The following is a 12,517-nucleotide window of genomic DNA, read 5'->3' as shown; positions in this document are numbered from 1 at the left end:
GGGCGTGGCTTTGGCCTCGCCCTTTTTGTTTGTAGAATCCAAGACATGACATTCAAACCCAGAACCCTTTCTGTCGCCCCGATGATTGACTGGACCGATCGGCATTGCCGACGGTTTCACCGCGCGATCAGCCAGCACACCTGGCTTTACACCGAAATGATCACCACCGGTGCCTTGGTGTTCGGCGACCGCAATCGGTTTTTGGCATTCAACGAGGAAGAACACCCAGTCGCTTTTCAGATCGGCGGCAGTGATCCGGCTCAAATGGCGCAGTGTGCCAAGTGGATTGAAGCTGCGGGCTATGACGAATTGAATATGAATGTGGGCTGCCCTTCAGAACGTGTACAGAAAGGCGCTTTTGGTGCTTGCCTGATGGCTGAACCCGATTTGGTGGCAGATTGCGTTAAAGCCATGCGGGATTCCTGTTCAATCGACGTGACGGTGAAGCACAGAATTGGACTGGACTATGACGAAACTGAAACCATGCTTTACGACTTTGTGGGCAAGGTCAGCGAGGCGGGTTGTCAAACCTTTATTGTGCATGCCCGCAATGCGGTATTGAAAGGCCTGTCACCGAAGGAAAACCGGGATATTCCTCCTTTGCGTTATGAAGTTGTAAAACGTTTGAAACAGCATTTTCCTCATCTTCAGATTATTTTGAACGGGGGCATTACCACCCTGAAGGAAATTCAAACCCACCTTGAGTGGGCAGACGGCTGCATGATTGGTCGAGAGGCCTATTCCAACCCATGGCTATTGGCAGGGTTTGACCGAATCATTCAGCAAAAGTCCGATGGGGTGAATGTCAAAACCCGATTCGATGTGCTGACCGAGTTGCAGGTTTATGTGGAGGATCAGTTGACTCGGGGTGAGTCTGTTCGCAACCTCACAAAATCTTGGTTGGGTTTGTTTCATGGTCAACCCGGCGGGCGTTTGTACCGGCAGGTCTTGTCTGATTCAGTCAAACTCAAATCAAATTCTTGGGGTGTGGTGCAGGAAGCCTTGCAAAAAGTAAGCGCGATCGTCTGAACTCTTGAACTCAGTCAGTTACCAAGTGGCTTTGATCAAGAGGTTGTGTCATGAGTAACCCGGTTCAGTCTGTACGATTTAATTACGCTTTGTTCATGCAAGACCAAGTCCTGAATGCTCGGGAAACGCTCCATGGACTATCCACTGAAATTCCACTGGCCATGCAACGCATCAGTGGCAGTCTGGCTCGCCATCAAGAGTTGTTGTCCTTGATTCCGAACTTGAAACCGACTGAGGAATTGATGCAGATTCGAGAGACACTTGAGCAGGCACTGCCGAAGTATTCGTTGTTGCAGAGAGAGTGCGGTCTGCTGAAGTTTCAGACTGAGCGGCTTTTGAGTTCCATGTTCATTTCAATTGTTTCACCTGCCAGTCTCGATGAAGCCACCGAGCTTGTTCGGAAGGAAGGAGAACTCATGCAACGCTTTGATCTGGACGAGGAATGCAATCAGAATTTGTTGAGCAGTCTTGACGACTCAACGCGTATCTTGGTGGATGAGCATATTCACACAGAAAATGAACAACGTTAAACGATGATCACCTTGCCCGGATTGAACAGGTCGGCGGGGTCCATGGCCTGCTTAAGGGCTTTGAACATGTTGTAGTTGCTGGTGGAGGTCACTTGCTGCAACAAGCTTGCCTTAAGTTGTCCGATGCCGTGTTCTGCCGAGATGGTACCTCCGCAGTTCAGGATGGCTTCGTGGACAAGCGAATTCAAAGTGCTCTGGTGTTGATCCAGAAACGTGGCAGCATCCTTGCCCGCCGGTGCTGACAAATTGAAGTGCAGGTTGCCATCACCGAGGTGTCCAAACAAAACCGGGCAAACGTCAATACCGTGCTCCTCGATGCTTTGCAGAGCCATGTCATGGAATCTTGGCAAGGCGGATACCGGGCAGGCCACATCGTGCTTGACGTTCAAGCCATGCTTTGCCTGTGCTTCCGAGATGTTCTCCCTGAGAGCCCAGAACAGTTCAATCTCACGGCCATTTTGGGCAAGGGTCACATTTTGCACACTGGCCAGATCGTCCAGCAACTCGGCCAGTGCCGTCTGTACTCGGTCCCTTAGCTCGAACTCCGTGCCGAGCGAGGTGAATTCAGCCAACACGTGGTCACCTTGCTGGCCATGTTTGGGTGCACGGGCTGGAAATTGGCCTTCAACCACATCAATGGCTTGAGCATTCATCCATTCGTAACTGGACAGTTCGGAATAAAGTCTCTTCTGGATGTATCCCAACGCTTCTGTGGCAGCATGAATGTTTTCCACGTTCAGCCAGGCCACACAGCGACTTTGCGGCCGAGGGTACACCTTCATGCAGGCTGTGGTAATCAATCCTAGGGTGCCTTCAGAGCCAATCAGCAGATGTCGCAAATCGTAGCCTGTGTTGTTCTTGCGCAATCCGCGCAAATCACCGCACAGCTCACCTTGCGCATTGATAAACTCCAGTCCAAGACACAATTCGCGGGTGTTGCCATAACGCAGCACCGCCACGCCACCAGCGTTGCTCGCCAGATTGCCACCCAGTGTACAAGTGCCTTCGGAGGCAAGACTGAGCGGGAACAGAAACCCGTGGGCGTCCGCAAACTCCTGAATCTCATGCAGCGTGTAGCCAGCGCTGGCCGTCAACGTCATGTTGCTCTCGTCCAGTTTGAGCACTTCCCGAATTCGTGATGTTTTCAACACCACATGCGCGCGTGTGGCAGCATGTCCCTCTGCTGCGGGTACCGCCCCACCCACAAGCCCGGTGTTTCCGCCCTGGGTTGAAATGGCCACATTGAATGCATCGCATGTTTTTACAATGGCCTGTACCTGTCGGGTATTCATGGGTTCCAGAACAGCCAACGCACTGGTGCGGTAGCGTTTGCGCCAGTCGGTACAGGCTTGGGCAATAACAGCTGCATCGGTGTTGATCAGCAGCCCTGGCACCTGTTTGCGCAACTGTTCAAGAAATTCATTCATGCGTTCAAGCTGCCTTGGTTTTCGGTACTTTGTAGGTGCGTGCAAACACGCTGACACTGGCAAACAGCGCAATGGTCAGTAGCACCTCCAGACCGGCCATGAGTTGTGAAGCCAGCGCCGGGTCGGAACTCGCGCGTGTGGCACCTTCTGCAAAGTATAGCCACACCAGGAGTGAGGTGGCTTGATAAGTGCGCACGCGCTGTTTGAATATACCGGGTACCACGAGCAGCAAGGGCAACACCTTGAGCACCAGCCAACTGCCACCGGGGCGAATGGGTGCAATAAAAAGCTCCCAGGCCACGCACAGGGCGATCAGGGCCAACAAGCTGCTGACTGTTGCCCAGTAGGCCTTTTTGCGGGTTGAATCAATTTCAGGGGTGCTGCTCATCAAGATTTGTCCATGTGTTGTAGGGCCAACGCGGCCTTGGCCAAGCGTACACCTTGAGCGCGGGCCAGCGCTTTTTCATGGTCGGAAACCGGGTTCTGGCCCTGGCCACCGGCCCAATGGGTAACGCCGTAGGGCGTTCCTCCCGTGGTGGTGTCATTCAGCGCCTGCTCGGAATAGGGAATGCCCAGCCACAGCATGCCATGGTGAATCAAAGGCAAAGCCATGCTGGTCAGTGTGGTTTCCTGGCCACCGTGCAAGCTGCCGGTGCTGGTGAATACGCAAAAGGGTTTGTTGATCAAGTCGCCAGCCAGCCAGGCACCCACGGTACCATCCAGAAAATACTTCATGGGTGCTGCCATGTTGCCAAACCGTGTGGGCGAGCCCATTGCAAGGCCTGCGCATTCTTTCAAATCATTGGGTTCTGCGTACGGAGGGCCCTGTTCTGGAATATCTGATTCGGTCGCCTCGGTGTTCGCAGACACCGCGGGCACAGTGCGAATTCGTGCCGAAACACCCTTCACTGAATCAATACCATGTGCAATTTCACGGGCCAATTGCATGGTTGCACCATGCCGGCTGTAGTACAAGACCAATACTTCAATCATGCTTAAGGGTTATCATGGGGGCTGTTGGAACCCCTATTGTATCGAAGCGCATGAGTTCAGCCGCACCTTCCGAAACAACTGAGACCAAGAGTTTCAAAGCCGTTGGCAAGCCCGGCGGAGAAAGCCAAACCCGCACTGCACGTTTCATGCGTGGTGCCCGCCGTGCATTCAGCGTGGAAGACGTGGAATTGTCACCGCTGAATCTGCGCTGGTGGATTGCGTTCACGCGTTTGGTTAGCCAGCGCATCAGCGAACAACGCCTGCCCCAGGTGGCGGCCAGCCTCACTTTCACCACTGTGCTTTCGCTGGTGCCTCTGGCCACCGTGGTGTTGGCCATATTCACGGCGTTTCCAATGTTCGATCGTCTGCAGTCCTCCCTGCAGGGGTATTTGATCGAGAGTTTTTTCCCTGAAACCCTGTCGGAAACCATATTGACTTACGTCACACAGTTCTCTGACAAAGCCAAGGGCCTCACTGCAATTGGTATTGTTTTTCTGGTTATCACTGCCTTAACCACCATGTTCACGGTAGACCGGGTGTTCAATCAAATCTGGAACGTGAAACGCCAGCGCTCAACCATGAACAAGGTGGTGTTGTATTGGGCGGTGTTGTCGCTGGCCCCTGTGCTGATTGGTCTGAGCATCAGCGTGTCTACTGCCTTGATCGGAGAAACCATGGCAGGCGTCAATCCTGTCTTGGGAGGCATGTTCCCAGCCCTGAACCTGATACCGCTAACCTTGACCGTGTTGGCCTTTGCTTTCATTTACCGAATTGTGCCCAATCGGGCCGTGCACTGGAAAGATGCATTGGTAGGCGGACTTCTGGCAGCGGTGTTGTTCGAAATCTCCAAACGGGCTTTTGCGGCCTACATCACGCATTTCCCCAGCTACACCGCTTTGTACGGTGCTTTGGCTGCATTTCCCATCTTTTTGCTGTGGATTTACGTCAGCTGGATCATCGTGCTGCTGGGCGCAAGCACTGTGGCAGCTTTGCCGGTGGCCCGCACTGGGTACTGGAACCCTAGCAATCGCCCTGGAGAGCGTTGGTTACAGGGGTTGAGTGTATTGGTCGAGCTGGAAAAATCGCGTCAGCAGGACAAGCCCGGCATGACCATGGAAGAACTACGGGTATTTGCCAAGGTGCCACCGGATCAACTCGATGAAATTCTCAGTGCCTTGATCGACCACGGTGTCATTGGTTTGTTGGCGATTGTCCGGGGCGACGATCGCTTCGCCCTGATTTGCGACCCCGCCAACATTAGCGCGGAGGTGGTGGCCAAGGCTTTGTGGTACGACCCGGCTTTGACCGCAGAGTGGGCGGCCCGCCTGCCTCAATCCACCGCGAAACTGACTGAATTTCAGGAGGAATTTATTCGGCGTCCTCGTTTGTCTCAATGGCTTGAGTTAACCCCCTGCTAACCAGGTGGTGTCAACCTTCATCACTCTTCCGCGTTGGATTTGAACTTTTTGTGAAAAAAGAGTGTCCATATCAACAAAAGAAGGGCTTACGTTTGGCACCCATAAGCGCTTTCTGTAAACTAAGCGTGACGAGCCAAAAGCTCTGACATTTAATAATATCAACACAGTCTGGAGCTGTTATGAGTAACAAAGGGCAATTACTACAAGACCCCTTCCTCAATTTGCTGCGCAAAGAGCATGTGCCCGTGTCCATTTACCTGGTCAACGGCATCAAGCTTCAGGGCCAAATCGAGTCTTTTGATCAATACGTGGTTTTGCTGCGTAATACCGTAACCCAAATGGTCTACAAGCACGCTATTTCGACTGTCGTGCCAGGCCGTTCCGTTACATTCACCCCCGAGGTGAAGGAGTAAACTTATCTTCACTTTCCATTTTTTCCGCGGTTTGAAATGACGCGTAGTTCCCTGGTTGCACTTGACCTAGGTCAACACGAGTTCCGCGAAAGTGTCGATGAGCTGGCTCTACTGGCCACCTCTGCAGGTGCAGAGGTGATCGGCGTTTTTGTGTCTAAACGGCGTTCGCCCGACTCCGCTACTTTCATTGGTTCAGGCAAGGTGCAGGAAATACTCGCACACTGTGACGCCGAAGATGTCGAGCTTGTGATTTTCAATCACAGTCTAAGCCCCGCACAACAACGAAATCTGGAAAACGCGCTTGGCCGGCGCGTGATCGACCGCACTGGCTTAATTCTCGACATTTTTGCCATTCGCGCACGCAGTTTTGAGGGCAAGTTACAGGTTGAGCTGGCCCAACTTCAATACATGGCTTCCCGCTTGGTGCGTGGCAACGCAAATTTGTACGGTCAGCAGGGCGGTATCGGCATGCGTGGGCCGGGTGAAACCCAGCTTGAAACAGATCGCCGTTTGATCGGGGTGAAGGTCAAGCAGCTAAAAACCCGACTTGAGAAGCTGCAGAAACAGCGCCAAACCCAACGCAGGCAGCGTGAACGCAGAGGTCAATTCACTGTTGCCATCGTGGGGTACACCAACGCGGGTAAAAGTACTTTGTTCAATGCGATTGCAAGCGACAAGGCTTATGCGGCCGACCAGCTTTTTGCCACCTTGGACACAACCACGCGTCGCGTGTGGCTTGCGCCCAAGGTCGATATGGCCTTGTCTGACACGGTTGGGTTTATTCGCGACCTTTCACATTCACTGGTTGATGCTTTCAAGGCCACTTTGGAAAGCGCGGTGCATGCCGATGTGTTGTTGCATGTGGTTGATGTGAGTTCGCCCGTGCGGCACAGCCAGATCGATGAGGTCAACAAAGTGCTTCACGAGATCGAAGCGGGAGATGTTCCACAGGTGATCATCTGGAACAAAATAGACGCCTGCGAGCGTTCTGTGGAAGTCGAGCGCAACGGCGATGGTAAGATTTTGTCCGTGGCGGTGAGTGCACGCTATGGGCTGGGCATTCCTGAATTGCGAGAATGTCTGACTGAACTTGCTGGCAACTTCTACGCTCAAAGCAGAGGTGCAGACACTCAGTCAGATCAGTTGCAGTGGGCCTGAACGTCAACAATTAATTTTTCAGCAGTAGGAACAAGCATGTCAATGAATGATCCGGATTGGGGCAGAAATTCATCGGGTAATCAAAACAACGATGAACCCGGAAAGCCTCAAGATCAAGACAATCGTCGTCCTGGTGGTGGCCGTCAGGACGGTCCGCCTGACCTTGATGAACTGTGGCGCGACTTCAACAACAGGTTGAATCGCCTGTTCGGCAAGAAGGGTGGAAACAACGGTGGTCCACGCGGCCCTTTGGGTGGCGGCGGCAGTGGCGGCCCCAGCATGGAGAATGCGGGCAAAGGCTTTACCGCGGTAGTCGTGGTTGCGGTGCTGGTCTGGCTGGCCAGCGGTTTCTACATTGTTCAGGAAGGTCGTGAAGGCGTGGTATTGCAGTTTGGCAAATACCATCACACTTCTATGCCCGGCTTTCAATGGCGCTTGCCTTATCCCATTCAGTCGCATGAAGTGGTGAATTCTTCCCAGGTGCGCATTGTTGAGGTGGGTTATCGCAACGACGTGAAAAGCAAAGTGCTGCGCGAAGCGCTGATGCTGACGGAAGACGAAAACATCATTGATATCCAGTTCGCGGTCCAATACCGCCTTAAAGACGCAGGTGACTACCTTTTCAACACCATTGACCCGGATGAGTCGGTGAAAATGGCGGCTGAAACCGCTATTCGCGAGGTGGTGGGCCGAAGCAAGATGGACTTTGTGCTGTACGAGGGCCGTGAGCAAATCGCCCTGAATACCGCCGAAGTGATGCAGGAAATTCTGGACAAGTATGGCACGGGCATTTTGGTGTCCAGCGTAACCGTGCAGGGCGTTCAGCCTCCTGAACAGGTTCAGGCTGCGTTCGATGATGCAGTGAAGGCCGGTCAGGATCGTGAGCGTTTGAAAAACGACGGTGAAGCGTATGCCAACGACGTCATTCCGCGTGCGCGAGGCAATGCCGCCCGCTTGCTTGAAGAAGCCAATGGTTACCAGGCGCGTGTGGTTGCACAGTCTGAAGGTGATTCAGCCCGTTTCAAGGCTATTTTGACCGAGTATGAAAAGGCACCCAAAGTCACCAAAGACCGTTTGTACATCGACGCAATGCAGGAAATTTACACCAACGTGACCAAGGTCATTGTTGATTCCAAGGGCAACAGCCAACTGCTGTATTTGCCGCTGGACAAACTGATTGAAAAAACCGGCGCAACAGGCGCAAATGGCAGCAGTGCTGCCTCAGCGGCCGCAGCAGCCAAAGCGGCTGAAACCAGTCCTTCTGCACCACGCGCTGCAAACGACGGATTTGACACTAGTATTCGCGATGCCATGCGCAATCGCGACCGGGGAGCTCGTTAATCATGCCTAAGATTTTTGTAGTAGTAGCGGCTGCGTTGATTGGCTTTTTTGTGGCCAACACTTGCCTTTATGTGGTGGATCAGCGCCAGTACGCCATTGTGTTTGCTTTGGGGCAGGTTGAAGAGGTTCGCCAGGAGCCTGGCTTGTATTTCAAGTTGCCAGCGCCTTTCCAGAACGTGATTTTTCTGGACAAGAGGCTTCAAACCATTGATACACCCGAACCAGAGCGCTTCATCACCTCTGAGAAGAAAAACCTGTTGATCGACTCATACATCAAGTGGCGTATTGTCGATCCGCGCTTGTACTTTGTTCGTTTGAGCGGCGACTCCCGCTTGGCACAAAGCCGGATGTCGCAGGTCGTCAAATCGGCCCTGAACGAGGAAATTACCAAGCGTACAGTGCCTCAAATGGTCTCTGGAGAGCGCACCACCGTGATGAACACAGTGGTGGAAAAGGTAAAAGACGAAGCCACCGAGATTGGCGTGGAAATCGTGGATGTACGCTTAAAGCGTGTTGATTTGCTGCCGGAAGTCAGCGAATCGGTGTTCCGTCGTATGGAAGCCGAGCGCAAGCGAGTGGCCAACGATCTGCGAGCCACTGGTGCTGCTGAAGCTGAGCAAATTCGCGCGGATGCCGACCGTCAGGTGGTTGTGATTTTGGCTGAAGCCTACAGAGAAGCACAAACTGTCAAAGGGCAGGGTGATGCAAAGGCCGGTTCGATTTATAATGCCGCTTTTGGTCGCAATCCTGAGTTCTATTCCTTTTACCGCAGTCTGGATGCCTACAAGCAGTCTTTGACATCCAAGTCTGATGTAATGGTGGTTGATCCGCAGTCCGATTTCTTCAAGTTTTTGCAGAAAACGCAATAACTTGGGGTTTCGTGCGCTTGCGTGGCTTAATCGCTTTCGCTTGAAAGGTCTGGCTCTGGGAAAACTGATATGAGCGAGACCTTGTGGCTGGCTTTGGCCCTCGTGTTTATTCTCGAGGGTCTTATGCCTTTTCTTTTTCCAAAACAGTGGAAAGAGACCTTTCTCAAGATCGCCTCGCTCACAGAAGGACAAATACGGTTTGTGGGGCTGGTGGCGATTCTCATCGGTATCACGCTTTTTTTGTTTTAGAACACTCTTTAAAGAGTTGGAATAGTCATGTCTGCTTGGCTTTTGCCAGAGTCTGTCGCCGATGTTTTGCCTTCCGAGGCTCGGCGCATTGAAGAATTGCGTCGGTCCTTGCTGGACCGCTTTCGCGTTTACGGCTACGAGCTCGTGATGCCTCCCATGCTGGAGTACACCGAGTCTCTGCTCGGCAATGCGGACGCTTCGTTGAACCTTCAAACGTTTAAGTTGTTGGATCAAGCCAGTGGGCGCATGTTGGGCTTGCGGGCTGATACAACGCCGCAAGTGGCCCGCATCGACGCACACATTTTGAACCGCAAAGGCGTAACCCGCCTGTGCTATTGCGGGCCAGTGTTGCACACACAGGCTTTGGGTTTGCACAACACCCGGGAGCCCTTGCAGTGTGGTGCTGAGCTTTATGGTTGCGGTGGTATTGAGGCCGACCTGGAAATTCTGAATTTGGCGGTGGATACCCTGAACTTGTCGGGATTGAAAGGGTATCGCCTTGCCCTCTCGCATGCAGGCTTGTTGGCCGCTGTGGTAGATGGGGAAGGTTTGAGCGACAACCTGATTCGCAGCTTGCACAATTGCTTGGCACAAAAAGACCGACCTGCCTTAGAGGCCTTGCTGGGCGGTGTTTCAGCCGCTTGCAAGGCCAATGTGTTGGCTTTGTTGAGTTTGTATGGCTCGGTGGGTGGAAGCAAGTGTGTGTTGAACCGGGCAGCCGAAACTTTGCCGCGCAACCCCAAGGTGGGCGCAGTATTGAATGAATTGCGCACCTTGATTGCTCGTTTGCAGGAAACAGTGTCGGCCATGCCAGCGCTTATTCTGGATTTGGCAGACTTGGCCAGTTTTGATTACCACAGCGGTCTTATTTTTTCGGCCTATGTGGAAGGTTGCCCCAACGCTATTCTGCGTGGTGGTCGCTATGACGATGTGGGTGCTGTGTATGGCCGTGCTCGCCCAGCCACTGGTTTTTCCGTGGATTTGCGCGAGCTGGTTTCATTGCAAGCTGTGCATTCCAGGCCCAAAACCGCCATTCGTGCACCTTGGGTTTATGACACTGAATTGATGGCTGTCATTCGCGAATTGCGCGGCCAGGGCGAGGTGGTGCTGCAGTCGCTACCCAATACCGCCCAAGAGGAAGAAGAGTTTGTATGTGATCGGCAGCTTGTACAGGCCAACGCCGTGTGGAAAGTGGTGCCGATTGGCATGAATCAGGAGAAATTGAAATGAGTTTTCGAAATGTGGTTGTGATTGGTACCCAGTGGGGTGACGAAGGCAAGGGCAAGGTGGTGGACTGGTTGACTGACCATGCCCAAGGCGTTGTTCGCTTCCAGGGTGGTCACAATGCGGGTCATACGCTGGTAATTGGCGGCAAGAAAACCATTTTGCGATTGATTCCTTCCGGTATTTTGCGCCCGGATGTGCAGGTCTACATCGGCAACGGTGTTGTGCTGTCGCCTGAGGCTTTGCTCAGTGAGATCGATGAGCTGCAAGCCGGTGGCATTTCAGTTGAAAGCCGCTTGAAAATCAGCGAAACCTGCCCATTGATCCTTGATCACCATGTGGCGCTGGACAAAGCCCGTGAAGCCAAGCGCGGCGATGCAAAAATTGGTACCACTGGCCGTGGCATTGGCCCAGCCTATGAAGACAAGGCCGCGCGCCGGGCTTTGCGTGTTCAAGACTTGTTCAACCCCGAAAAATTCCGTGCCAAGCTGGATGAAGTGCTGGATTACCACAACTTTGTGTTGACCCAGTATTTGGGTGCCGAACCTGTGGATGCCCAGGTGGTGTTTGACAAGGCCATGGCACTGGCGCCCCGAATCAAGAACATGGTGGCAGATGTACCCACCTTGCTTCAGAAGGCCAATGACGAAGGTCAAAACCTGCTGTTTGAAGGTGCGCAGGGTGCTTTGCTCGACATCGATCACGGTACTTTCCCGTTTGTAACCAGCTCCAACTGCATCGCTGGTGCGGCTTCGCCCGGTGCTGGCGTGGGTCCGCAGCGTTTGCAGTATGTATTGGGCATTACCAAGGCCTACGCCACGCGCGTGGGCTCCGGCCCATTCCCTACCGAGCTGTTTTGCGAGAAAGGTATGTACCTTGCCAAGAAGGGCAACGAGTTCGGCTCGGTAACAGGTCGCCCACGTCGCTGTGGCTGGTTCGATGCGGCCGCCTTGCGCCGTACCATTCAGTTGAACGGTGTATCGGGCCTGTGTATCACCAAGCTTGATGTGCTCGATGGCATGGAAACCATTCAGATGTGTGTGGGCTACGAATTGGCCGATGGCAGCAAAACAGACTTTCTGCCTTTCGGCAGCGACAAAGTTGAGGGTTGTAAACCAATTTACGAAACTTTCCCGGGCTGGAAAGGGACTACTTTTGGCGTGAAGAAGTTTGATGACTTGCCGGAAGAGGCGAAAACCTACCTGAAACGCATGGAAGCTGTGTGCGGTGTGCCGGTTGACATGATTTCGACTGGCCCTGACCGCGACGAAACCATTGTGCTTCGTCACCCTTACAAAGCCTGAGTCAAAAGCTTTCGCGCATGAACGGCAAGCTGCATATTGATTATGCGCAATACCACCACCTGATTGATCAGGTGGTGAACGCCGTTAAAAATTCTGGCTTTCATCCCGATTGCATCTTGGGCGTATCCCGTGGTGGTTTGTTTCTGGCCGATGGTTTGTCCCGTTCGCTGAGAAAACCCATGGCCGTGATTGCCGCCTCGTCCTATCGAGACGAAGAGGGCACCAGCCAAGGCGACTTGCAGCTCTCGGCCAGCATTGCGTCGGTTTCCCCAGTCGGAGGCAAGGTGCTGCTGGTCGATGATCTCGCGGACACCGGGCACACAATGCAAGCCCTCTGTGGGCATTTGCACAAGATTTGTCCAAGTATCACCGAACTGAAAACGGCAGTGGTTTGGGTCAAGCCTGCTTCTGTTTTCAAACCGGATTTTGCTGCCGAGTATCTCGAATCCGATGTCTGGATTGTGCAGCCTTTCGAAACCCGCGATTTTCTCTGAAAATCTCGCATTAACTTCCTGTAAAAAAGCCTTATTTCCCGCTTAAAAGGCACTAAAGCCCGGTGTGG

14 protein-coding genes are annotated in these 12,517 nt (G+C 53.1%); 11 read left to right on the top strand and 3 right to left on the bottom strand.

Features of this window, described 5'->3' with window-relative positions; genetic code table 11:
* The first annotated feature begins 45 nt into the window (after positions 1-45).
* Together dusA and FCS97_RS09320 are read left to right on the top strand one after the other, a co-directional pair.
* Positions 46-1,029: a tRNA dihydrouridine(20/20a) synthase DusA gene (gene dusA, locus FCS97_RS09325; RefSeq protein WP_138518159.1), complete on the top strand. Its 984-nt coding sequence runs from the start codon at positions 46-48 to the stop codon at positions 1,027-1,029.
* Between the two features lie 50 nt (positions 1,030-1,079).
* On the top strand, positions 1,080-1,559 hold the full coding sequence (locus FCS97_RS09320) for a hypothetical protein (protein WP_138518158.1): 480 nt from the start codon (positions 1,080-1,082) through the stop codon (positions 1,557-1,559).
* On the opposite strand, the gene FCS97_RS09315 is transcribed toward FCS97_RS09320, so the two are convergent.
* The 3 genes from FCS97_RS09315 to wrbA are packed head-to-tail and all read right to left on the bottom strand — an operon-like array spanning position 1,556 to position 3,979.
* Entirely contained in the window at positions 1,556-2,986 is a 1,431-nt protein-coding gene (locus FCS97_RS09315; protein ID WP_138518157.1) for an FAD-binding oxidoreductase, read from the bottom strand. The two genes, FCS97_RS09320 and FCS97_RS09315, sit on opposite strands and share 4 nt — an antisense overlap.
* A gap of 4 nt (positions 2,987-2,990) precedes the next feature.
* Positions 2,991-3,374, bottom strand: coding sequence for a DUF2069 domain-containing protein (locus FCS97_RS09310; protein WP_138518156.1), 384 nt, complete (start codon positions 3,372-3,374; stop codon positions 2,991-2,993).
* A complete protein-coding gene (gene wrbA / locus FCS97_RS09305) occupies positions 3,374-3,979 on the bottom strand; it encodes an NAD(P)H:quinone oxidoreductase (RefSeq protein WP_138518155.1) in 606 nt (201 codons plus the stop codon). The genes FCS97_RS09310 and wrbA overlap by 1 nt, the downstream gene beginning before the upstream one ends.
* Positions 3,980-4,029: 50 nt before the next feature.
* Between wrbA and FCS97_RS09300 the strand changes: the two genes are divergently transcribed.
* From FCS97_RS09300 to FCS97_RS09260, 9 genes are all read left to right on the top strand, one after another.
* Positions 4,030-5,397, top strand: a complete 1,368-nt coding sequence (locus FCS97_RS09300) for a YihY family inner membrane protein (RefSeq protein ID WP_171035247.1) — start codon at positions 4,030-4,032, stop codon at positions 5,395-5,397.
* A gap of 179 nt (positions 5,398-5,576) precedes the next feature.
* Positions 5,577-5,810 carry an RNA chaperone Hfq gene (hfq, locus tag FCS97_RS09295; RefSeq protein WP_008248719.1) on the top strand — a complete coding sequence of 78 codons (234 nt, stop codon included), beginning with the start codon at positions 5,577-5,579 and terminating at the stop codon, positions 5,808-5,810.
* Positions 5,811-5,846: 36 nt separating this feature from the next.
* On the top strand, positions 5,847-6,968 hold the full coding sequence (gene hflX / locus FCS97_RS09290; RefSeq protein WP_138518153.1) for a GTPase HflX: 1,122 nt from the start codon (positions 5,847-5,849) through the stop codon (positions 6,966-6,968).
* 36 nt (positions 6,969-7,004) lie between these two features.
* Positions 7,005-8,309: an FtsH protease activity modulator HflK gene (gene hflK, locus FCS97_RS09285; RefSeq protein ID WP_138518152.1), complete on the top strand. Its 1,305-nt coding sequence runs from the start codon at positions 7,005-7,007 to the stop codon at positions 8,307-8,309.
* 2 nt (positions 8,310-8,311) lie between these two features.
* Positions 8,312-9,178 carry a protease modulator HflC gene (hflC, locus tag FCS97_RS09280; protein WP_171035246.1) on the top strand — a complete coding sequence of 289 codons (867 nt, stop codon included), beginning with the start codon at positions 8,312-8,314 and terminating at the stop codon, positions 9,176-9,178.
* Positions 9,179-9,247: 69 nt separating this feature from the next.
* Positions 9,248-9,427 (top strand): DUF2065 domain-containing protein, encoded by a 180-nt coding sequence (locus FCS97_RS09275; RefSeq protein ID WP_138518151.1) that lies wholly within the window; start codon positions 9,248-9,250, stop codon positions 9,425-9,427.
* A 27-nt stretch (positions 9,428-9,454) separates the two neighbouring features.
* A complete protein-coding gene (locus tag FCS97_RS09270; protein WP_138518150.1) occupies positions 9,455-10,657 on the top strand; it encodes an ATP phosphoribosyltransferase regulatory subunit in 1,203 nt (400 codons plus the stop codon).
* Complete coding sequence (locus tag FCS97_RS09265) at positions 10,654-11,955, top strand: adenylosuccinate synthase (RefSeq protein ID WP_138518149.1); 1,302 nt, start codon at positions 10,654-10,656, stop codon at positions 11,953-11,955. Before FCS97_RS09270 ends, FCS97_RS09265 begins: the two co-directional genes overlap by 4 nt.
* Before the next feature lie 17 nt (positions 11,956-11,972).
* Positions 11,973-12,449, top strand: coding sequence for a phosphoribosyltransferase (locus FCS97_RS09260; RefSeq protein WP_138518148.1), 477 nt, complete (start codon positions 11,973-11,975; stop codon positions 12,447-12,449).
* Positions 12,450-12,517 lie beyond the last annotated feature (68 nt).

It is taken from the genome of Limnobacter alexandrii (assembly GCF_005871185.1).
In the GTDB taxonomy this organism is placed as follows: Bacteria; Pseudomonadota; Gammaproteobacteria; order Burkholderiales; family Burkholderiaceae_B; genus Limnobacter; species Limnobacter alexandrii.
The sequence above is the reverse complement of the archived record's forward strand: the minus strand, read 5'-3'. Positions and strand labels throughout refer to the sequence as shown.

Coding starts and splice junctions, on each gene's coding strand:
- dusA (WP_138518159.1), top strand. CDS start 46: ATGACATTCAAACCCAGAACCCTTTCTGTCGCCCCGATGATTGACTGG.
- FCS97_RS09320 (WP_138518158.1), top strand. CDS start 1,080: ATGAGTAACCCGGTTCAGTCTGTACGATTTAATTACGCTTTGTTCATG.
- FCS97_RS09315 (WP_138518157.1), bottom strand. CDS start 2,986: ATGAATGAATTTCTTGAACAGTTGCGCAAACAGGTGCCAGGGCTGCTG.
- FCS97_RS09310 (WP_138518156.1), bottom strand. CDS start 3,374: ATGAGCAGCACCCCTGAAATTGATTCAACCCGCAAAAAGGCCTACTGG.
- wrbA (WP_138518155.1), bottom strand. CDS start 3,979: ATGATTGAAGTATTGGTCTTGTACTACAGCCGGCATGGTGCAACCATG.
- FCS97_RS09300 (WP_171035247.1), top strand. CDS start 4,030: ATGAGTTCAGCCGCACCTTCCGAAACAACTGAGACCAAGAGTTTCAAA.
- hfq (WP_008248719.1), top strand. CDS start 5,577: ATGAGTAACAAAGGGCAATTACTACAAGACCCCTTCCTCAATTTGCTG.
- hflX (WP_138518153.1), top strand. CDS start 5,847: ATGACGCGTAGTTCCCTGGTTGCACTTGACCTAGGTCAACACGAGTTC.
- hflK (WP_138518152.1), top strand. CDS start 7,005: ATGTCAATGAATGATCCGGATTGGGGCAGAAATTCATCGGGTAATCAA.
- hflC (WP_171035246.1), top strand. CDS start 8,312: ATGCCTAAGATTTTTGTAGTAGTAGCGGCTGCGTTGATTGGCTTTTTT.
- FCS97_RS09275 (WP_138518151.1), top strand. CDS start 9,248: ATGAGCGAGACCTTGTGGCTGGCTTTGGCCCTCGTGTTTATTCTCGAG.
- FCS97_RS09270 (WP_138518150.1), top strand. CDS start 9,455: ATGTCTGCTTGGCTTTTGCCAGAGTCTGTCGCCGATGTTTTGCCTTCC.
- FCS97_RS09265 (WP_138518149.1), top strand. CDS start 10,654: ATGAGTTTTCGAAATGTGGTTGTGATTGGTACCCAGTGGGGTGACGAA.
- FCS97_RS09260 (WP_138518148.1), top strand. CDS start 11,973: ATGAACGGCAAGCTGCATATTGATTATGCGCAATACCACCACCTGATT.